Raw genomic sequence first — 21,991 nt, 5'->3', positions numbered from 1 at the left:
GAGGGTTTGTAAAATGGATAAAGTCAGAGAGAATTTCGGGGAAAACATAGGCTCCCAAAACAAGGCTTTTTTGTCTTCGGGGTTTCGACCCGTGGGAACTATCAGAGATCGTTTGATGCAAAATCCCAGGGCGAATTTCATCGAAGCCATAAGAGAGGAGGATATGGCGCGCTGCCTGGTTAAAACAGCTGAGATCCACGGCCATTATTGCCCAGGCAGCGCGCTCGGTGTCATGGCGTCCATTTACGCACTCAGCCTGTTCGGCGATGTCATGACAAGTTCCGACGGTTTGGAAAATCTCATGTCCATCGTCGAAATCAATGCCTGCTTTACCGATGGGGTGCAGGCCGTATCGGGATGTACCCTTGGCAACAATGCATTGATCTATCGCGATTTGGGGAAGCATGCCATGACCTTGATCATCAGGGGAAACGACACGGGCGTGCGCGTTTGTGCCCGCCCCGATTTTCGTGAAACCATCATGCGCCTGGTCCCGGCATTTTATCCGCTCATGGAGAAGGTGATCAAAAACAGGGTTCATACCAAAGAAGATGAGCAACGGTTCAAGGATACAGCCCGGGAAGCCGCCTTTACCCTCATTAAACAGGATTTTGAGGACCTGTTTTCAGCGGGTAGGGTGCGCGCTGATTTACCTGGGTACGCACCGATTGTCGAAAGCATTATCTGTCAAAACTGCGGTGAGCAGTTCATGTCGACAAAAGCCGCGCCAAACGGAACATGCCTGGCCTGTGCGGGAAAACAATATTTTCAGGTCGAAGGTGAAGGGATTGTAACAAAAACGGATAAATGACAAAAGGAGAATAAGCGGATGGAAGCGAAGACCTCTCCATATAGTCTGGGACTCGACATCGGATACGCAGCGGTCAAGGCGGTCGTTATTGATCGGAATGATGCGGTGGCCCATCATTCTTATATCATACACAAAGGTAACGTTGTCACGGCCTTGAGAAAAACGATGGTGGATATCCTGACGATCCTTGATCCGGATACTATCGCATTTGGTGCGGTGACGGGCAGCGGCGGTAAGCATATTGCTAAAAAAAACGGCTTCAATTGCGTCAATGAAGTTGCCGCCATCGTTCAGGGCAGTCTGTCCATACGCCGGGATACGGCATCGATTATCGAGATCGGCGGGCAGAGCGCGAAATATATCACGGACTTCAGCGGTCAGGACGCATCACCCATCCAGATTTCCATGAACAGCAGCTGTGCCGCCGGGACCGGAGCCTTTTTGGAAGAACAAGCCTCGCGGTTGGATCTGGCATTGAAAGACTTCGGCAGTTATGCGGCAAAAGGCGCGTCCATTCCACGTATTGCCGGCCGGTGCAGCGTTTTTGCCAAGACCGACATCACCCATCATCTGCAGGAAGGGGCACCTTTGGCCGATATCGTGCTGGGACTCGCCTACGCCATGGTCAGGAATTATCGTTCTTCGGTCATGGGTAGCCTGCCCCGACGCAAACCGATTCTTTTTGCCGGCGGCGTGGCCCAAAACCAGGCTATTGTACAGGCCCTTGAGAAGGAGCTGCAACTGGGAGCCGGAACCTTGATCGTTTCGGATTTCTCGTCGGTTGCGAGCGCCCTGGGCGCGGCAATCCTAGCGGGTAAAAAAAAGTCCACAATGGATGTGAAATGGCTGCTGAATAAACTGGACACGGCGACGATCTCGTTCATTGACAAAAAGGTCTCACACCGCCTTCCCCCCCTGACCTCCTTTGGTTCCCATGACGGGGAAGATAAACATACTTGCGCATCCGTCCCAATGGACAGCAAGGTGGTGGGGCCGCTGAAATGCTGGCTTGGCATTGACGTGGGGTCGACGAGTACCAACCTGGTGTTATCGGATGCAGACAGCCGCCTGATCGCTTTCAAATACCTGAAAACGTCAGGAAAACCCATCGAGAGCGTTTGCTGGGGGCTTGGCGAGCTGAAATCCGGACTCGAGGAGGAGATCGCAGTCCAGGGAGTCGGTGTCACCGGTTCGGGGCGGCATTTGATTGGCCGACTGGTGGGTGCCGACGTGGTCAAGGATGAAATCACCAGCCAGGCAATGGCCGCCGCCGTCCTGGATGCGGGTGTGGATACGATCTTTGAGATCGGTGGGCAGGATTCAAAATATATTCGATTGAAAAACGGCAAGGTATCGGACTTTCAGATGAACAAGATCTGCGCTGCGGGAACCGGTTCGTTTCTCGAAGAGCAGGCCAATAAATTCGATATTCCCATCCAGGATTTCGGTGACATGGCCCTTGCCGGCGGCGATCCTATTCACCTGGGAGAAAGATGCACGGTTTTCATGGAAAGCAGCGTTGCGGCCCACCTGGCTATGGGAGAAAAACACGAGGATATCGCCGCCGGTCTGTGCTACGCCATCGTGAAAAACTATCTCAACCGGGTCGTAGGACGGAAAAAAATCGGAAATAAAATCTTTTTCCAGGGCGCCGTGGCCTATAATCAAGGCGTTGTCAACGCTTTCAGGTCGCTCACGGGAAAGTCGGTTTACGTACCGCCGTTCTTCAGCGTTACCGGTGCCTACGGCGTGTCGATCATTGCACGAGAGGAAAAGGCCGCCGGTAAAACAACATTCAAGGGCTTTGACATTGAACCCGCTGTACCGGCCCTATCGCGAAAGCCGCCTGGAAACATGTGGGAAAAGGAGGCGAAACCGTTCGACGCCCAGACGGCAGACATCTTTTTCCATGGGTATGACAAGATCCTTGACGAGAAGAAAAAGATCGTCGGTATTCCCCGGGCGCTCTTTACCTACGGCATGTTTCCCATGTTTCATGCATTCTTCAAGGCGCTTGGCTTCAACGTGCTGCTCTCGGATGCCACCAGTGACGAGACCGTCCGGCTGGGGCAGGAATACTCCCTGGATGAAACCTGCTACCCGGTCAAGCTGATCAACGGGCATGTGGCGGAGCTGGTTCGAAAGAACGTGGACTACATTTTTTTCCCGGACCTTTACACTGTGGATCATCCCAGGTCACATACCCGGCAGAATTACGGGTGTGCTTTTATGCAGCTGGCTTTCAAGGTTGTCCGCCGGGCCATGGATTTGGATGCCAAAGGGATCGAGCTCCTCTCGCCAACCATCGCCTTCAACCAAGGCCGGGGGTTCATGATGAATCAGTTCTCTGATCTGGTCCGGCGGCTTCACTGCAACGAAGCGGAAACCGGCCCCGCCCTTCAACTGGCGATGGCGGCACTTCATGCATTCGAAACGCGGATCGAAGAAAACGGAAAAGCGGTCCTCAAGCGGATGGACCCCACCCAAAAGACCTTTGTGCTGATTTCAAAAATATACGGAATCGCTGATCCGGTGCTGAACATGGGGATCCCCGAAAGGCTGATGGAGATGGGATATCCGGTCCTGGGTTTCCATCACCTGCCCCCCGGTGACATTAGTGGCGAGCATCCGAACATGTACTGGCCTTTTGGTCAGCATATATTGGAACCGGTGCATTTCATCAAGGCGCATCCCAACATGTACGCCATTCTCCTGACCCATCACGGCTGCGGACCGGATTCAGTGCTGACCCACTATTTTGCAGAACTGATGGGCGAAAAACCATACTTGAATATCGAGGTGGATGAACACGCCTCCGACGTGGGCGTCATCACCCGCCTGGAAGCCTTTGTGAACAGTCTGGACACTGCGGTGCAGGATCCAGAAATCTACCTAAAAGGTATTGGCCACAGCCCGGTGACTATCAAGACCGACATGGCTGATATCGATCCGGCAACGACGCTTTACATTCCGCACCTGTACCCCTATTCTCGGATTTTCGCGAACATACTTCAAAAAAAAGGCATCGACGCGGTCGCCCTCCCGCAAACCAATGGAGACGCCATTGACCTGGGCCGGCGCCACACCATGACCAACGAATATTACTCCCTGACGGCACTTCTGGGCGATGTGCTTCAAGCGATAGGGGAGAGAGAAGGGCATGGAAAGCGCTTGACTTTTCTAATTCCGCAAAACGAGGGGGCTGAAATCGACGGTCAGGCGAACCGGTTCATCCGGGCAAAACTCGATGCGGAAGGATACCGCCATGTGGATATTATTGCCCCGTATCTGGAGGATTTGCCCCGCCGCAGCTTTGAAGCGGCATGGCCGGTTTTTATGGGGCTGCTTGCCGGAGATCTCATCCGATTTGTTTCTGTGGAACAGCGGGACGCGCTTTTAGATGCAATCAACGTCATGATTGATGCCGGTCAACTCACCCTTAGAGGTCTCATGAACATTGCCCGAAGCATCGGTAAAAAGCATAAAAACAATAATAATAACGGTAAAAGAATCCTTGCCATCGGTGAACCCTTGATACTGTTCAACGACTTTTTAAATAATTTTTGCTTGCGCAACCTGGAAGACCAAGGGCACCGCGTTGTCTATGCACCGCTCGGCGAATACATGTGGGTCCTGTGGAGGGATTTTGTCGACCAGAACCACAAAACACCACCGCTTGAAGGACGAATCAAGGAGTTGAAAAATGTAATCATCCGGCTATCGGACTGTTTTCCGGCCGAAAGCCCCTTTGAACCGGATCCGGAAACGCTCATTGATAAGGCGGATAAGACCATCGGTTATTATTCAGGTGCTTTTGGACGGTACCGCCAGGCCAAAATATTAGGAGAGCAGAAGCGAATTGATGGTATCATCACCCTTTCCTCAGCCTATGAGAATACGGGAATTTCACTGAATATCGTGAGAAAGGATTTTGAAACGCAATGCTCCAAACCGATCCTCAATCTGACGGTTGATGGGAACCAGAATGAAAATGATCAGACAAAGATCGAATCCTTTCTCTATTATCTCTAAACCGGTGGAGAAGGTTTTTATGCCGCGGGATTTCATGCATGGATAGTGCTCTACAGTCAGCTGTTTGTGAACAATCTTTCATCACTCGCGCTTGCGTCCGGTTCCAAGGGTTGGCCCGCATGTAGTAAAAAGCGGTACTGCCTTGGAGAAATCGTTTTGATGAACGGGTGCCGAATGAATGACAACCCGATCCAGCGTAAACTGAAAGCAATCGTAATCGCAGATGTTTACGGCTACAGTAAACTGATGATGGACGATGACGAACATACGGTTGAAACCATTTCGGCCTACAGGGAAATCATTGGCGATCTGATTGAAAAGCATCAGGGGCGGGTCGTCGACTCACCCGGCGATAATATCATGGCTGAATTCGACAGTGCCCTGAATGCCGTAGACAGCGCCATTGAGATTCAGACCACCCTGAAAAGCGAAAACCAGCAGTTGCTGACAGCACGCCGAATGTCCTTCAGGATTGGCATCAGCCTGGGGGACATCATTCAAAAAGATAATCGGATATATGGGGATGGAGTCAACATTGCCGCAAGGATTCAGCAGGTTGCCGATCCTGGCGGAATATGCGTTTCCAGGGGGATCTATGACCAGGTAAAAAAGAAGCTTGATCGACGATTTGAAAGTATCGGGCCATATTCAATAAAAAAATTACCCGAGCCGATCATGATCTATCGTATATGTCTATCATCTGAATGTCCAAAGAAAAAAGAAAATCGGTTTCACTTAGCGTGGGAAAAAAAAACACTTTGCGTTTGCATTGCGTGTATTCTGGTGCCCGTCATCGTTTTTTTATGGGTTCTCCAAACGGAAATAGGACAGACGGAAGGCGGTTCAATTGAAACGCCGGGTATCCATCTCCATCTACCAGAGGATCAATCAATTGCCATTATTCCTTTCGTCAACACCGGTGGTGACTCAAGAGAAAACGGTTTTTGCACTGGAATACCCGAACAGGTCATTGCAGCCTTATTGGATGTTCCTTTTGTCCACGTTGTGGCGCCTCGAAGCCCTTTAGCGGCTTATGGTACCGTGAACCCTGGTAGGGAAAAACGTTTCGTCAGGTATCTACTGGAAGGCAGCGTGCAGTGTCAAAACGACCAAGTGCGTATTACAACCCGGCTGGCTGATTTAACGACCCGCCGTTATATCTGGGCGAAAACCTTCGATAGGGAATTGAAAAATATGTTTGCGCTACAAGATGAAATCGCCACTGCTATCATTGAAAGATTACAGGATAGGAAAATCTTATCGATCCGAAACGGGAAAAGCCCGAATATCGGAATCAATGACACAGGTCCGCTGTTCAGTGATGGTGTTGTTATCGAATAACGAGTTGAACGAGAGAAAATGGTTAAAATATTACAGTCTCTTTTTGCCGGTTTTTTGTTCCTGCTTGCCTACAGGATGCTTTTTGCCGGTGATTTCAACATAAACAGCATCTATAACAAGGCTACGCTACGCTTTGAAATAGATAACGACGCCGTCTGGAAAAAAGATAGTGATTTCACCAATGGCTGGAGCCTGCAATACCACAGTGTCCGTTATGCCTCCTGGGAAGAGACCGGGGCGCCGGGATGGTTAACGTGGATGGGCAGACATTTTCCCGGCCTGGGCGATGACAACTCGATTGTCGGTTACAGCCATGGCATCGGACAAAATATGATTACTCCTGGCGATCTGACAAATTCTGAACCGTTGGAAGGAGACCTGCCATATGCAGGTACGTTGACATATTCCTTGAACTGGCAGTGTTATAACCAACAAACCGCTCGGACGTTTCAGGTATCTGTTGGCATACTCGGAACCGAATCGCTGGCAGGTGAATTCCAAAATTATGTACATGATGATTTATCCATGGGCGATGACCCACAAGGCTGGGAGACCCAGCGAGATACCGAACCGATCATTAACTTCGGCTATGCTTATATCCGGCTCCTGGCCGATATGGGCACCTACACGAACGACTGGGCCGGGCAGATTTTCCTGGCACCGATGGGTTACTTCGGCAATCTGATTACAGGCGTCGATCTGGTTTTGGGATTACGATTGGGTTGGAATATTCAGGAGGGTTTCAATGTTTTTCCGGCCCCCCCCGGTTATGGATTTTTTGGAAGCCATCTGGTTCCCAAACCAGAGACGGCATCGCCGCATTGCGTGGAACTGGTTCTGACCTGCAAATCAATGGCAATGATATATTCGGCCTTTTTCGATGGAAGCGTCATAACCGATGATGATCGTGACGTTGACCGGGAGACGTTTGCCTTTGCCGGAATGATCGGACTCAATTACTATTATTACAAGATGTTTTCCATTCGGATCGCAATACTTCATGAAACTGATATGTTGGTTGAGGATTCGCTGCCGGTTGGTCAGGCCGGAAAGGATAACACGGGAACGGATAATTCCTATGGGGCGTTATTACTCGATTTTTATTTTTAACATATAGGACAAACATCGTGAACATGAACAAGCATACTGATAGAAATCACCATTCCCAAGGAACAGGTAGGGGACCGAGTAGTTTTTGGATGCACGATTCAAATGTTGTTTTCGATGCCCTGGCACTGAAACCGGGCGATGCGTTTCTCGATCTTGGTTGCGGCCCGGGTGATTATGCGATGGCCGCGGCCCGAATCGTGGGCCCATCAGGAACGGTTTTGGCCTTTGATAAATGGCCGTACCTTATCGACGGATTGAAGGATGAAGCGGCTTCCCTGGGGATCGATAACATCCAGGCCTTAGGCGGCGACATCACCCAGGCCCTGCCTATCGCGGACCACTGTATCGACTGCTGTATGCTCGCCACCGTCCTGCATATTTTCGGTTTGCCCATTGCCAGGAAAACGCTTTTCCGGGAAGTCCAACGGATTTTAAAACCCTCAGGAAGACTGGCCATCATCGAGAGCAAAAAAGAGGACCAACCGTTCGGCCCGCCGCTGGAGGCGCGGATTTCCCCCGGGGAACTCGAGGCCTCACTGCACCTGCTGGGCTATAGAAAAATCAATTACCGGGAGTTTGAATATACCTATTTGATTCAATTCGATGTGACCTGAAAGAGGACTGCACTTGACTGTGCCGTGGCCATAAAAAAAGGTGCACGGATCAAAAGACATCATACTAAAACTTGTGATAGCAATTCCGAGTTAAGGGTGCAGGAAAAAAATAATCACACCAGATTGCGCCGGATTTGCGTCCGTATACAAGGCGCATTCGCCGGTGCATATTAGGAATCTGTGCCGGCGGATGGAACGCCGTAGACGGGCGCAAGGACAAGCAGGATGGGGTAATTATTTTTTTTCTGCGCCCTAACCACGCAGTAAACGGGAAAACGGTGTGAATCCGTTGCGGAACCGCCGCTGTAACCAGGGACGAACGTCGACAGGATGCCACTGCCTTGACAGGTGGGAAGGCGCGGCCAGTAGGACGATCTGGGAGCCAGAAGACCGATTGGTGTAGTTGAACCATATATAAAGCTCATTTTTCCCACGCGGATTCGTGGGACTGCGAAATAGTCTGGTGGATGAAAACGGTATCCCCGATGCGAATGTTCAGTGTCGGGGATTTTTTTTACTCAATGAGTGCATCAATGAACACCTTCACAAATGTGATCGCAAATGGTCATGCCAACGGTCCGATGTTTCGAAAACTGGGGCTTTTGTTCCTCATGTATATTTCACAGAAAATTTTTCTGTGTTTCAACTGGACTCTGCTGCCGATTCTGCTGCGTCAACAGGGAATCAGCCTTGGCTGCATAGGACTTGCCGTGCTGGTGTTCAGTCCTTGGGCGCTCAAGTTCTTGTATGCATCACTGGTCGACCGTATTTATTCAGTTTCCATTGGAAAACGTAAATCATGGATTATGCCCTTGCTGGTCGTCTCCTTGCTTGCCATGCCCCTGCTTTCTCTGGTTTCCCCTCAAGACCATTTGAATATTCTCTTGCCTGCCGTATTTGTCATGAATTTCATTTTTGCCACGGTGGATATCGCCGTTGACGGTTATGCGACCGATATCCTGCTTCCCGGCGAACGGCCCTGGGGAAATACAATTCAGATCGCCGGGTACGTTCTTGGCTACATGATGGGGGCCGGTGTTTTTCTGATTTTTTATCAACAACAGGGCTGGGCGCTAACGGTGTGGGCAATTGCCGCGACACAGGCGCTGGTTATACTGCCGATTATTTTTCATCATGAGATGCCTCCCTGCACAGTGACCCCGGTCGAATCATTGACTTCAACAAGGGGGGTGCACAAGAGAAGCTTCTGGGCTTTTATCAATCAGCCGGCGAACCGCAGCTTTTTACTACTTGCTGCGCTGTTGGTGCTGATCGACCAGGGTGGTGCGCAGCTACGGTTAGCCATGCTCGTCGACAAGGGCGTGGAATCCGCCACCATTGGCCGGTTGAACATATGGTTCGGATCTCCCATGTGCCTGTTGGGCGCCATACTAGGCGGCGCGCTGCTGGGAAAAATAGGGTATCGCAGAATGCTGGTGCTGGGAGGGATGGCTGCCGTCGCGATGCATTGTTTTTCGGCCTTGATTGCGTATGGTTGTTTTTCAAGCTGGATGGGGTTCGGGATCATGCTGGGCGGCGAGAAACTCACGGCCGGCGTCATTACCTTTCTCACCTATAGCCTGATCATGATCTTGAGCACAGGGAATCGATCCGCAACGGACTACGCCATCCTGGGCAGTTTGGTTGCTCTTTTCGGGTTTGCCGTCAATCCAATGATGGGACGGATATGCGATTGGACAGGGTATTATTATCTCTATATTGGTCTTGGCGGTTTAAGCATGGCGGTAATTGTCGTGGGCTGTTGGCTGTTGGCCAGAATCATTGCAAGCGGGTAAAGATCCTTTTGGGGAAGAAGATAAACACAGGCCGGAAGATCACATTTCGTTACTACTACTACTACTACTACTACTACTACTACTACTACTACTACTACTACTACTACTACTACTACTACTACTACTACTACTACTACTACTACTACTGCTGAAGAGGAGAATGATGAAAAAAAATGGAAAAGTATGCGCACTCTTTATTTTATTCGTGATGCAGGTTTTTGACGACTCAATGGCGTCTGCTCAAGATACAATCGAACCAAAAGCATCCGGTGCAGTGCAATTGGAGTCCGTCACAGTCACAGCACAGAAAAGAGAGGAAAATCCACAGGAGATTCCCATCAGCATGGATGTTTTTTCCGATTTTGAACTTGAGGATGCAACCATCAGAAATGCGGTGGATCTGGTCAAATTTTCTCCTAATGTATTCATGAAGCAGAGCCACGTCGAACACGCACTGGTGATCAGAGGCATTTCCTCTTTTACGTCGTCAACCTATTCGCCGGCCGGCTTTTATGTTGATGACGTCAGTTATCCAATACACTACATGCAGAATGTGGCCCTTTTTGATCTCGAGCGGATTGAAATACTCAAAGGCCCTCAGGGGACCTTGTACGGAAAAAACTCCGAATCCGGCGTTGTCAATATCGTAACGAAGCAGCCTGGTGATGAATTTGAAGCAAAGGTTTCGGGGGAATATGTAAGCTACAACAGCTTCCGTTCCGGGGCAAGCATCAAGGGGCCGATCGCCCCGGAAAAGCTCTATCTGGGCGTGGCGGTCCAGTATGATGTGTCGGATGGATACACGGAAAACATATCCAATGGTGATGACACGGTGATGGATTGGGAGCATCTTAACGGACGCGCAACATTGCGGTGGACCCCCTCAATACCTTGGGATGTCGGTTTTATCGCGGATACGCAACACTACGATGACCATGGCGGAGGCTATCAATTCCTCAGCGGCCCGAATGCAACGGATTCTTTCGAGGTCCGTAAGGATACGGAAGAATATATAGAGCAGGACGGAAACAGTCAAACCTTGCGCATCAAATACGACACCGATGCGTTTGACGTCTTATCCATCTCCAGTGCCTTGTACCAGGCCTTGGACAAACAAAATGATTCAGATCTATGGGACAGCCCCGCGAATAGAAGGGAGAACATCTTCAAGATCAGGGAGCGCCAATACAGCCAGGAGCTGCGCATCGCCTCCGCCAGACGAGGGTCCTTTGAATGGCTGGCCGGTGTTTATGGATTTATTGAAGATACCACTTTCGACTATCAGTATGACATCGTTTCCAGCGCGATGACCTACATGCATCCGATCACAGACATCGAGGCATCTGGCTATGCCGCCTTCGGACAGGGAACCTACACGCTTTTCAGAAAACTGCACCTCACGGCGGGTCTGCGATTCGATCACCAGGAAATGGAGGGGGAGCAAAAAGATGACCCCAGGGATGTGACCTGCAACGGCGAGATGACATACGATGAACTATTGCCGAAATTTGCCGTGAACCACGATATTTCAAAGGATGTCATGGGGTATCTATCGGCGTCCAAAGGCTATCTGGTAGGCGGTTTCAACTGGTTGAACGCCACACAGGAGACCTTTCAATACGACCCTGAATATACCTGGAATTATGAGGCGGGTGTCAAAGCTACGTGGGGGGCTGGACGACTCATCACCAATATTTCGGTTTTCTATATAGATATTGAGGATAAGCAGGTCACGGAATACGATTATGACACGTTGACCACAACCATTACAAACGCCGCGAAGGCTCGCTCGCAAGGTGTGGAGCTGCAATTGCAGGCCATACCACTGAGCGGCCTGGAGTTTTTCGCCGGTTTTGGTTACACCGAATCAAAATTCGACGACTTTAATTCCACGCAATGGAACGAAGACGGTTCAGCATTAATCGAAAAGGATTATAGCGATAACGATCTTCCCTATGCCCCGCGGTATACCTTCAACCTGGGGGCACAATACCGCCACCCGAGCGGGCTGTTCGGCCGTGTAGATTATTTGGGAACGGACCATTTTTACGGTGACTCGGCCAATACGGCGCGCCAGGATGCATACGAAACCCTGAACCTGAAGCTGGGATATGAGCAAAATCGCTTTGACGTTTATGTATGGGTGAAAAATGCGCTTGATGAGGAGTATCTTAGCTACGTCGCACCCTATGGCGCCTATACCATCGGGCTTGACGGAGAACCAAGGATTTTCGGCGTAACAGTAAACGTAAGATTTTAATAAAAGGAGAAAAGATCATGAGATTACCGGACTTGGATGTAAACCCTGACCCACTATACCGAATGTGCTTTGCTGCAATTCGGTCGAAGCTGCTGGTTGCCGCCATCAAATTGAAAGTGTTCGACCAATTGTCCGTACCCAAAACCGCCAAGCAAGTCGCGGAGGCGATTCAGGGCAACACGGAAAACACCATGCTGCTGCTCAACGGGTTGACTGCGTGCGAGCTGGTCGACAAGAAAAACGGCTTGTATTGCAATCGACCTGTTGCCCGGACCTTTCTTGTGGAAGACTCACCCGCCAGCCTTGGGGAAGGACTTCTGCAACAGGCGGTCAAGACCGAGAAGATGCTATCCAACCTGCCGGAAATGGTTCTAAGTGGGTCACCGGGTACCCTTGACAATGAGGCAGCCGATTCCGAAGCGCAGTGGGCACAAAATGCCGTTTGGATGGCCAACCATGAACGCTCCGGTGTCGCCCAGCAGATGGCGTGCCTCGTGGCGGACCTTCCGGAGTTTCCGGCGTTCCGTAAAATGCTCGATCTGGGCGGTGGGCCGGGTATTTTCGGCATCGCCATGGTGGATCGGCATCCCAGCATGCAGGGCGTTGTTTTCGATCGCCGGCCGGTGGTGGATGTTGCCCAGCGTTTTATCCGGGAGTACGGGCTGGAAGATCGTATGACGGTGCTGGCCGGCGATTATAACACCGATTCCATCGGCGACGGCTACGATCTGATCTGGGCCAGCTCCACCCTGAATTTTGCCCAGCACAACCTGGACCCGGTGATGGAAAAAATTCATGCCGCGCTGAATCCCGGGGGCGTATTCGTCAATCTGTCCGAAGGGCTCACCGATGAGGGTACCAAACCCGATTTCTTCGTGCTTTGTACCATGGGATGGGCGATGAGTAATTCGTTGCGGGCGTTCGATCAGGGAGAAATCGCCGAGGCAATGCGCAGTGCCGGATTTAGCCATGTCCGTTCCCGTACGCTGCAGACGGGTTGGGGACAGATGGACCTCGATATTGCCCGCAAGGCATGAGTTCTAAGTAGTGGAGGCAGCCTAATGAGACGACGCATTGATGTGAAATTGAGTGGTGGAGGCCCAATTTTATCTGATTTCGGTAAACGTGTCGATCCTACTGCTGAGGTGGATATCGACGACAGTGATTTCCATCCAACCCTGTCTTGTGAGAATATTCGTATCCGGCCAGGTGTCCGGTTGATGGTGGCCAATCATACCCTAAAGCGGCGGCTTCACATCGATTATGAAATCGATCAGGCGCCGATCAGCTTCAGTTATACCCTTTCCGAGCGGATTCGTTGCACCATGCGCCATGGCTTACAGTCCCCTAAAGTGGAGGAACGTATTCCCGGAGACGGCGTGCTGGCCTATCTGCCACAGACCAAGGGGGCCATCGATATCTTCCCGGGTAGGCGGTTGGTGGGCATTTCTCTACATTTCAGTGTGCCTGCATTTAAAATACTGTTTCCTTCGCTGCCGCAGTGCCTATTACAATTGGATACGAAACCCGGCGGCGCATCGAAAAGCAAGCCGATTTTCCTGAAGTCCCGTTTTGGTACCGAGACCTTTCAGGTCCTCAAGCAGATCCTCCAATGCCCCTATAAAGGAGACATCCGCAGGCTTTTCTTGGAGGCCAAGGCGCTCGAATTGGTGGCTCTTAAGATGGCAGAATGGGGACATCGGGAAGCCGCAGCGCCGCCGGCCTTGATGCACCGGGATATTGACCGGATCCAGGAGGCATATCACCTCCTGCTGGCCCGACTCGATCAACCACCCAGTCTGATCGATTTGAGCCGCACCGTGGGGCTCAACCGCAACAAACTCAACCGTGGTTTCAAGATCCTGTATGGAGATACCGCGTTCAACCTGCTGCGCCACGCAAGGCTTTCCAAGGCCCGGTCATTGCTGTGCGATTCAGACTTGAGCCTGTCGGAAATCGCGTTCGCCGTGGGTTACAACAGCCAGGCCAATTTCACCACCGCATTTCGCAAACATTACGGTAAAACACCCAAAACCATCCGTCGGGTGAAGTGTGACGGCCCTGCATTCATTTCTTAATATTGTGCAGTCCGCATTAAAAAAAATGCCTGCTGCAAAAGACAAGAGACTTCCTTTTCTGCTATAACGGATCGCAATCAACAAGGTGGCTGAAGCCACCGAAAATGGACTCTCGTTAACGTGCCGTAAAGGCGAGGGCCAAGAAAGCCACGAAGGTTTATCCCAAGATGGGGGAACCGCTATCGTGGCTTTTTTTTTCGAAGAAGAGGAGAGTCGAAATGAAGTGGCGTTGGGAGCAGCGGATTGGAATGAGAAAGATTGTGGTGGGGGTGTGCTTGCTTGGGTTGATTTTAACGAACCCGGTTGCTGCCGGAGAAGGGGACATCCATAAGCTTGATGACGTCGTGGTGACCGGTAAAGATGCGAGCCATGAAATCAATTATACGCCGGAAAAGACAACCATCCATGTGGATGCCTACGAGACCGTCGGGGTTATGCAAAACATCGGGGACATCCTCAAGGATCAGGCGGTCGTCGATTTCAGGGGGGCCTCCGATCTGGTTCCCGGAGATTTGGTAGATGGTGACGATACCCTCTGGCTGCGAGGCTTTGGCAGCAACCGGTTCGTCACCGCCATCGACGGATCGAACATTCACAAACCGGGCGGACGTCAGACATTCCATGTGGTGGACTATACATTGCTGCCGGCCTTTTTGATTGAAAAAGTCGATATCCTGCCCGGGCCGCACTCGGCGTTGTATCCAGGACAGAGCATCGGCGGGGTGATCAACCTGATCACCCGCCCCCCTGAAAGATACGAGACCGTCAAACCGCGTGTTAATGTTTCCACCAGTTATAAATCCTACAACACCCAAAACCACAGCATCACCGCAATGGGCGGTGCTGGTGATTTCGTTTATGATGCGGGATACCAAAAATATAGCACCGACGGCTATTTGAGACATGCCGCGGCGGACATCGACACGCTCTTTGGCCGTGTCGCTTATCTGCTGCCTTTGGACGGGCACATCTCGTTTACCGTCAATCATACCCTCGCGGATCGAGAAATTCCGGTGAAGAATGACGCCGCGTCAGGGGATTATGACGGCGGCTATCCAACGGTAAGCCAATCTGCTTATTTCGAATGGCAGTCGCCCGAATGGGATGAAACGGCCACCGCCTACCGCCTGAATTACCTTCAACCCTCACCGCTGGGTAAATGGGATCTGAATACCTATTACAGTGAGGAAGCGTGGGATCGAATGACCTTGCGAACAAACGTTGCGGGAATTTATGACGCCGGTTGGGAGTCCACCTGGTATACCCGTGGCGCAAAGCTGCAGGATACGATCGAATTTTCAGATGCCCATGCAATCATTATCGGCGCCGAGGTTCAACAGTTTCTTGACAGTTACGACTCAAAACAGGGGTCGCCGGCCGCCTTCGACGATCAGAAACGGGTCGAAACCCGATCGGGTTTTGCCCAGCACCGCTGGCGGATCATCCCGCGCCTGACCCTCACCGCCGGCTTGCGGTATGAACATGCCGACGTGTGGACGGATAATCTTTCCTCCAGTACCGGAAACCTGCTCATCACGGGACAGCCGCGATGGATCGAAAGAAGCTTCGACGGCTGGCTGCCCAAATCATTTCTCACCTATGCTCTGGATGACCTGGCCGCCGGGCTGAGGAATACATCTGTTTCGGTAGGCGTCAGCCGCATCTGGCGCGCGCCGATCAATTTCGGGGATTTCAATCCCCGGGGAATGCCGGCCGGGGCATGGACCGAACCCGAACATGGCATCGGTTACGACGTGGTTTTCTCACGGCGGTTGGCAGGCGACATCCAACTCAAAATCAACTACGCCTATTATGAAATAGAGGATTATCTCGCCTGGAACTGGGATTACGCCAAATATACGCCGAGTGCCGGCAATTCGGTCACGCCGGGCATGGAATACAAGGACTACATCATCAATCTTGAAAAAGTCACCCGGCATGGTCTTGAAGCCCAACTCAGCGGCCATCTCATGGACGATCTCACCTTTTATATCGGGTATGCCTACCAGAAATTCGAAAACAAGGGCGGTGAACCGGCGGGGAAAAACGTTGTCGATGATATCGCCAAAAACAGGATCAACGCCGGCTTGCGCTATCATGTATTCAAGAACACTGCACTGCTTCTTGATTACAAATACCAGGACGACCAGGTGGTTCAAAAGGCGGAAGAGATTGGCCCGGATGAATGGGACTTCACGGAAATTCCCATGGATGCCTATCACGTTTTCGACCTGGCGGTTAAGCAAACCCTGTTTACAAAATGGGGCTTCTTGGAACATGCCACCCTGAAGGTCTATGTGAACAATTTGCTTGATGAAGACTATGAAAATCTCAGCGGCTATCCGGCAACGGATCGGACCTATGGCGCGGGGCTGGATGTTTATTTTTAGAGCTTGTTTGAAAAACTCCGTCCAAGACCCGCTACCGGCGTTGTAAAACGGCTCAAATTGCTCACATATTCCATGATTCTTTCGTCACGCAACCTGCCACAGCATCACGCCCTGGCAAATGGTTTGCTTCTGATAAAAAATCCCGTCAACGGCCTGGCGCGTTACATGGGCCTTCAACTTTTCACGGATTTTTGGAGTGACCGCTGTCGCGCCTTGGATAAAAAAGATAATATTCTCCAGGCTTCATCGATGGTCTCTTTGCGGTCATGGGACCAGACAGTGAAATCGGTCAAAGGGGCGATACCCCCGGGAGCAGACATAGGTGAAGGGATAGATGAAATCCCATGAAGTGGATTCAAGCTCCTGGCCGGTGATGCGCTGCCACAGATCGTTGTAGCAGCCGCGCCAGCTACCGCCGGAAAAGGTGTTCAGGTAGCAGAAGTCTCGGGAGGCTTGCATGGCTTTTTTCAATGTTTCCGGATCGCGAACGCCGGGGCTCATGGAGGCAAAGACCAAGTCGAATTGGCAGGCCAGCCCCTCTTTCTCCGCATCCTGCGACACTTTGATTCTTTAACGGAAATAAATTCATGTAGGAAGATCCTTTCGAGGGCAATCCAGGGCTGTGCCCGATCATTCAATTAGTGAAGCTGCAATCCGAAACACTTCTTGGTGTCCAGGCGCCTTTTTTACCATAAGCAGATGATTTTACGGCCTTCTCGCATTTCAGCCCGTAATTTCTCCATATCGTCTACGTGAATGGCTATTCCACATCGGTCGCATTTCATATTTTACCTCATTGTTGTCTGTACATCCAGTATTTTAAGACCTGCCTTGACGGCTTTCACGGCATGTTTACGGATCCTTGCCAGTGATGGAGGCGCATTCAAACCAGTAAACACGGGCATATGCATGGACAGAAGAATGCCAAGAAAAACGTCGATTTCGTATTCGGCGTCATCGATTTTGAAATAGTATGATATTTATCAAGGAGATAATGATGTAGGCTTGTAAATTCAACCCCCAACCTGTTTTTGGTCGCCACCTGGCTTCAAGCCAACAGGATGGCAAAGGAGAAAAAAATGACGGCCTTTGTTCAGAACAACATGAAGGCGGCCAACCAAAAGGGATGTGTCAAACCCGCAGCCCCCATTATTTACGGCAAGTTTGCCGTCTGCTTCGCCACCTTCGGCGGCCCGCACATCGGCGTCGGCGAGGCGAGGCCCATGACACTGTGGTTGCGATCCGCCATAGAGCACTTGGGCTTTATTGTGTTGGACGAATGGCATTAACGGGTCAATTTGCAAACCGGCCGGAGTCCAACCAGCATGGCCGCCTGGGAAATATCGAAGGCCGGCCCAATGCGCATGACCTTATTGTAGTTATCACGGCCACCGTAGGGGCAACCCCCAGTGGTTGCCCTTTACCCCTCCCATTGATTTTGTTAGCCGATCCACACAACAAGATGATGGCCCGGCTTCAAAACCAGGACAGGCACAGGGGCCTGCCCCTACGACCCCATCGATCGTATATTTTTTTATTATTTCAAATTGTTATAATTTTCCGAATTTTTTAGCCTATTTTTACTATCATGTGAGTCGGCATGAATTATTATAAATGCGGTTACCCTGCAAACGGGTTTAATAACTATTGACAACACCTGTCGAGCATGTCAGAAAAGAACCAGCTTATAAAGATAGAACTATCTAACTATAAGGAGTAGGTCTTACGTCCTCCGGCCTTTAAGTTCGGCGCGGAGAAAGTGAAGGCGCGATACGAGGCACACACGGTGCCCTGTTGCGCCTTTTTTATTTTGCAGGAGACGACATGAGACTCAGCCCTCGGCCGGCTGAAAAGGACGGTACCGGGTACCGCCCGATCCACAGCCGATAAGCATCGCATTCGTGCGCGAGCTGGATTTGAACGACAAATGAACAACTGATACGGACATGGAAGCAGAGCTCATGAATTCACAAGCGGATGTGCAGACGTTATACGCAGATCACCATCACTGGTTGGTGAACTGGCTGTGTTATCGTATAGGGTGCCTGGATGACGCCAATGATCTGGCCCAGGACACCTTTGTGCGGGTGCTCGGACGGCCGGTGGAAATCGCCGGTCTGCACAGGCCAAGGGCCTGGTTGGCCACCATTGCACATGCGCTGATGGTGGATCATGTGCGGCGCCGGGATTTAGAGCGCGCCTATTGCAGTGCCCTGGCCGACATTCCTGAACCCGAAGTCCCCTCAGCGGAAGATCGGGTAATTATTCTGGATGTTCTGGCCCGCATTGACGCCATGCTGCATGGGCTGGGCCCCAGGATACGCAGTGCATTTCTGCATTCCGGAATGGCAGGGCCGGCGGATATCGAGGCCTGTGCCGCCTGGCGTGCGCGGGATCCCATGCATGAAAAGGTCTGGCAACGCATCCAGACCGTGGATCGACAGATAGGGGCGGTTCCGGATGGGGCAGGGTCGCTGGCCTGTCTGACTCTGGAGAAGACGTTCAGTAACCGCAGCACTTCCAGGCGCCATGTGCTGAAAATTGCAGCGATAGGAGTAGCGGTCATCGGCAGTGGATTGCTGATTCATCGGTCGCCCTGGCAGCGGCGGGAGAGCCATACGACGGATCCGGGCATCCGCCAGTCCATTGATCTGCATGACGGTAGCCATTTGATGCTGAGCAGTGACACCCGAATCGACATTGCCTATTCTCCGCTGCGGCGCATGGTCCGGTTAAAAAGTGGAGAAGTCTACATTGAAACCGGTGCGGACACCACTTCCATGTGGGGCCGCCGGGGGTTCTGGGTGGAAACCGCACACGCCCGATTGGAGGCCATTGGCACGCGGTTCAGTGTCTGCGAGGAAACCGAGCGAACTCGCCTGCACGTGGCCGAAGGCGCCATTGCGATCCAACTTGTCACCGGCCGGATCATCGTTCATGCCGGGGAAACGGTTCGGATTGACACCGTTCACAATCACATAAAGCGAATCGACCCTCTGGACCATGATCCTATGGCCTGGATCCGGGGCGCTATCGTTGCCAGGCGAATGCGTCTTGCCGATTTTGGCGAGCAGCTCAACCGGCATCTTGCAATGAAGGTGCGGGTCACCAAGGATGTGGGGGACCTTCGCGTTTCCGGTGTCTTTCAGCTTGAGGGTCCGGATGCTCTGACCCGCATTCTGAATGCCCTGGCAAGTACATTGCCGATTGCTGTTCGCAGGGAAAAAGATCTAATTTGGGTGCAATGAACGTAAAGGGGTCAAGTCTTCCCTTGACTCATTATGTCCTGTCGAATCTGATTTGCTCTTTTCAACAGTTTCCGGTTAGACTGGAGCCGGTGCCTGAACCTGTCTCTTACTGAACTAACCGTGCTGTATTTTTCTATTTTAAAATGCTTTCCGATGCGTGAAGTACCAGGCTTTTGCCAAATCCTACGTGACAGTCTGTAAGTGGACGAATCCCAGGCCCCTGGGCCATGGCCTGGAGATCATTCCGCTTACCGATTTGAGTAATCTGCATGTAAGCGATCTGGTGAAAATGGTTGACATCCCTTCCGAGACTCTTTATTAGACACAGATTATTTAGTTCGTATTACCTAACGAGTCTGGCAAGGCGCCTTTTGGTATGCAGTTGTTGTCGCCTTCAGCGCGGGGCGCAGAGAAATAAAGGCGCAAGGAAATCCTCCCTGGATATCCTTTGCGCCTTTTTTAGTTCAAATCGAAATCAAGCTGAAATTGGAAATGCAATGAAAACAATCCGACTCCCACCCACCTCCTCAGCCGCTAACAACACCTAATAATACTTTCATACGATATTGTGGATAATGCCAGTGGCAATGACATGTCGGCCTGTTGCAGTGATAGAGGACTTGATGAAAAACACGGAACAATTGTGGCAACGGATTTTCGACACACACTATCATAATGTTTATGGTTTTTTTTTGAAAAGACTAGGCTCTCCTGAAGATGCCGCAGATGCATCCCAGGAGACATTCATGCGGGTGGTACGTCGTAAGGGCACAGTGAGACTGGATTCTCCTGCCGGATATATCTGGCGCACAGCAAAAAATCTCGTTAAGGAAATTAAACGTACCAAAGCGCTTTATTCTAAATGGATGAGTTCCCAGCCCATTGATTTAGATCAACAAATTTCACATGCGCCGACGCCTGAGGAGGCCTTGATATTTCAAAACATGAATGACAATATTCTCAATGTCCTTAACCGGCTTCCGCCCCGATGCCGGGAGGTATTTATTCTGCACCGTTTCAAAGGGCTGTCTCACAAACAGATTGCCGAACAATTGAATATTTCACCCAAAACCGTTGAAAATCACATGGTCAATGCCATTCTTTTTTTTCATAAACACCTGTCCCTTCCTTAAGGCTGCACTCCTCTTATTTTTCAATTTTCTTTTAGGGGTTTTTTCACTCTGACGCATTATATATCAGCAGGAGGACACAACGTTGAGTCTATCACAGGATGATCGCTTGAAACATGCTGCACGTTGGCTGGTTCAGGCCAAAGACAAATCCTTTACATCCGAAGACCGGAAAATGCTGGAGATGTGGCTGGATGAAGATCCTGCCAACCGAAAAGCGTTTGAGGAAATGAGTGATGTTTGGGAGCATTTAGGGGTGGTGGAACCTGTTTTTGCACCCGAAAAAAAATATGCCCCCCGGGCAGTGTTAACTCATCAGCGTGAAGCTGAAAGAAAAACAAGCCTGAAAGCTTTGTTCAACCTGTTTTTTAAACCGAAAAAAAAATTGGCAGTGGCCTGTATATCCATGGCAATACTGGTACTTTTCTGCCTGCCGGTAATCAAAATGCATTTTGTTGAGCCGGTTGAAACGTTTCACCCTTACAGTACCGCCACTGGAGAACAAAAAACCGTCACGTTAAGCGATGGTTCAATTCTCAAAATGAATGTAAGCAGTTCTGTCTTAGTGCACATGACTAAGGCGTACAGGCGGGTGGAAATGAATAATGGCGAAATTTTCTTTATTGTCAAGCCTGATTCCAGGCGCCCTTTTGAAGTGCATACCTCAAAAGGGCTGGTGCGTGTTTTAGGCACCGCATTTAATGTCAAAGACCGCAAAGGGGGGATGGCTGTCGATGTGGATCATGGCAAAGTACAGGTGCAAAGTGTACCCAAAGGACCGGAAGACAGGCGGGTCAGGGCGCTCACGCTGCTTGCCGGACATGGAGCGGATATTGATTCAACCGGGCGTTTAGACCCCGTACGCACCTCCAATATTCAACAGGTTTTAGCCTGGCAGCAACATCAGGTTGTGTTTAAAAACACCCCGCTCAGCAGTGTGCTTCAGGAACTGGCGCTTTACCACAAGGCCAATATAAAATTGGCGTCTGAAGAATTGGGGCAAAAAAGAATAACCGGCACCTTTGATATGCTTAATCTGGAGCAGACTCTCGGGATTATCGCCACAGCGGCCTCTTTGCAGATGAAAAAGGATACCAGCGGAACCATCACACTATCCGGGGAACCGGTTGTCAAAAGTCGGTCGTAAACTATAAAGCACCACCCTGGCGACTGTTGATCCG

The 21,991-nt window shown here is 50.9% G+C and carries 17 protein-coding genes and 1 riboswitch; of the genes, 16 read left to right on the top strand and 1 reads right to left on the bottom strand.

What is annotated here, in order from left to right:
- Nucleotides 1-115 precede the first annotated feature (115 nt).
- From Dvar_RS32090 to Dvar_RS32040, 11 genes are all read left to right on the top strand, one after another.
- On the top strand, nucleotides 116-811 hold the full coding sequence (locus Dvar_RS32090) for an FmdE family protein (RefSeq protein ID WP_419657202.1): 696 nt from the start codon (nucleotides 116-118) through the stop codon (nucleotides 809-811).
- Nucleotides 812-829: 18 nt separating this feature from the next.
- Nucleotides 830-4,843: an acyl-CoA dehydratase activase gene (locus Dvar_RS32085; RefSeq protein ID WP_419657201.1), complete on the top strand. Its 4,014-nt coding sequence runs from the start codon at nucleotides 830-832 to the stop codon at nucleotides 4,841-4,843.
- 174 nt (nucleotides 4,844-5,017) lie between these two features.
- Nucleotides 5,018-6,184 (top strand): adenylate/guanylate cyclase domain-containing protein, encoded by a 1,167-nt coding sequence (locus Dvar_RS32080; RefSeq protein WP_419657200.1) that lies wholly within the window; start codon nucleotides 5,018-5,020, stop codon nucleotides 6,182-6,184.
- Between the two features lie 18 nt (nucleotides 6,185-6,202).
- On the top strand, nucleotides 6,203-7,294 hold the full coding sequence (locus Dvar_RS32075; protein ID WP_419657199.1) for a lipid A deacylase LpxR family protein: 1,092 nt from the start codon (nucleotides 6,203-6,205) through the stop codon (nucleotides 7,292-7,294).
- Between the two features lie 23 nt (nucleotides 7,295-7,317).
- Nucleotides 7,318-7,908 (top strand): class I SAM-dependent methyltransferase, encoded by a 591-nt coding sequence (locus Dvar_RS32070; protein WP_419657198.1) that lies wholly within the window; start codon nucleotides 7,318-7,320, stop codon nucleotides 7,906-7,908.
- Nucleotides 7,909-8,136: 228 nt separating this feature from the next.
- Nucleotides 8,137-8,322, top strand: a riboswitch (cobalamin riboswitch).
- A 119-nt stretch (nucleotides 8,323-8,441) separates the two neighbouring features.
- Entirely contained in the window at nucleotides 8,442-9,704 is a 1,263-nt protein-coding gene (locus tag Dvar_RS32065) for an MFS transporter (RefSeq protein ID WP_419657197.1), read from the top strand.
- Nucleotides 9,705-9,712: 8 nt separating this feature from the next.
- Complete coding sequence (locus tag Dvar_RS32060) at nucleotides 9,713-9,856, top strand: hypothetical protein (RefSeq protein WP_419657196.1); 144 nt, start codon at nucleotides 9,713-9,715, stop codon at nucleotides 9,854-9,856.
- An 8-nt stretch (nucleotides 9,857-9,864) separates the two neighbouring features.
- The gene (locus Dvar_RS32055) at nucleotides 9,865-11,964 is read left to right on the top strand and encodes a TonB-dependent receptor (RefSeq protein WP_419657195.1); all 2,100 of its coding nucleotides are present in this window, start codon (nucleotides 9,865-9,867) and stop codon (nucleotides 11,962-11,964) included.
- 17 nt (nucleotides 11,965-11,981) lie between these two features.
- Nucleotides 11,982-13,001, top strand: coding sequence for a methyltransferase (locus tag Dvar_RS32050; RefSeq protein ID WP_419657194.1), 1,020 nt, complete (start codon nucleotides 11,982-11,984; stop codon nucleotides 12,999-13,001).
- Nucleotides 13,002-13,025: 24 nt separating this feature from the next.
- Nucleotides 13,026-14,042, top strand: coding sequence for a helix-turn-helix domain-containing protein (locus tag Dvar_RS32045; protein ID WP_419657193.1), 1,017 nt, complete (start codon nucleotides 13,026-13,028; stop codon nucleotides 14,040-14,042).
- A 218-nt stretch (nucleotides 14,043-14,260) separates the two neighbouring features.
- Nucleotides 14,261-16,432, top strand: a complete 2,172-nt coding sequence (locus Dvar_RS32040) for a TonB-dependent receptor (RefSeq protein WP_419657192.1) — start codon at nucleotides 14,261-14,263, stop codon at nucleotides 16,430-16,432.
- Between the two features lie 264 nt (nucleotides 16,433-16,696).
- Here the strand turns inward: Dvar_RS32040 and Dvar_RS32035 are convergent, their stop codons facing one another.
- Nucleotides 16,697-16,993 (bottom strand): hypothetical protein, encoded by a 297-nt coding sequence (locus tag Dvar_RS32035; RefSeq protein WP_419657191.1) that lies wholly within the window; start codon nucleotides 16,991-16,993, stop codon nucleotides 16,697-16,699.
- A gap of 518 nt (nucleotides 16,994-17,511) precedes the next feature.
- Between Dvar_RS32035 and Dvar_RS32030 the strand changes: the two genes are divergently transcribed.
- The 5 genes from Dvar_RS32030 (at nucleotide 17,512) to Dvar_RS32010 (ending at nucleotide 21,957) form a co-directional block, all read left to right on the top strand.
- Nucleotides 17,512-17,721 (top strand): hypothetical protein, encoded by a 210-nt coding sequence (locus Dvar_RS32030; RefSeq protein ID WP_419657190.1) that lies wholly within the window; start codon nucleotides 17,512-17,514, stop codon nucleotides 17,719-17,721.
- Nucleotides 17,722-18,393: 672 nt separating this feature from the next.
- A complete protein-coding gene (locus Dvar_RS32025; protein ID WP_419657189.1) occupies nucleotides 18,394-19,680 on the top strand; it encodes a FecR domain-containing protein in 1,287 nt (428 codons plus the stop codon).
- Between the two features lie 157 nt (nucleotides 19,681-19,837).
- Complete coding sequence (locus tag Dvar_RS32020; RefSeq protein ID WP_419657188.1) at nucleotides 19,838-20,002, top strand: DUF4198 domain-containing protein; 165 nt, start codon at nucleotides 19,838-19,840, stop codon at nucleotides 20,000-20,002.
- Between the two features lie 301 nt (nucleotides 20,003-20,303).
- Nucleotides 20,304-20,813: an RNA polymerase sigma factor gene (locus tag Dvar_RS32015; protein ID WP_419657187.1), complete on the top strand. Its 510-nt coding sequence runs from the start codon at nucleotides 20,304-20,306 to the stop codon at nucleotides 20,811-20,813.
- Nucleotides 20,814-20,895: 82 nt separating this feature from the next.
- Nucleotides 20,896-21,957, top strand: a complete 1,062-nt coding sequence (locus Dvar_RS32010) for a FecR family protein (RefSeq protein WP_419657186.1) — start codon at nucleotides 20,896-20,898, stop codon at nucleotides 21,955-21,957.
- The last annotated feature ends 34 nt before the right edge of the window (nucleotides 21,958-21,991 follow it).

It is taken from the genome of Desulfosarcina variabilis str. Montpellier, from assembly GCF_048565275.1.
Lineage (GTDB): Bacteria > Desulfobacterota > Desulfobacteria > Desulfobacterales > Desulfosarcinaceae > Desulfosarcina > Desulfosarcina variabilis.
The sequence above is the reverse complement of the archived record's forward strand: the minus strand, read 5'-3'. Positions and strand labels throughout refer to the sequence as shown.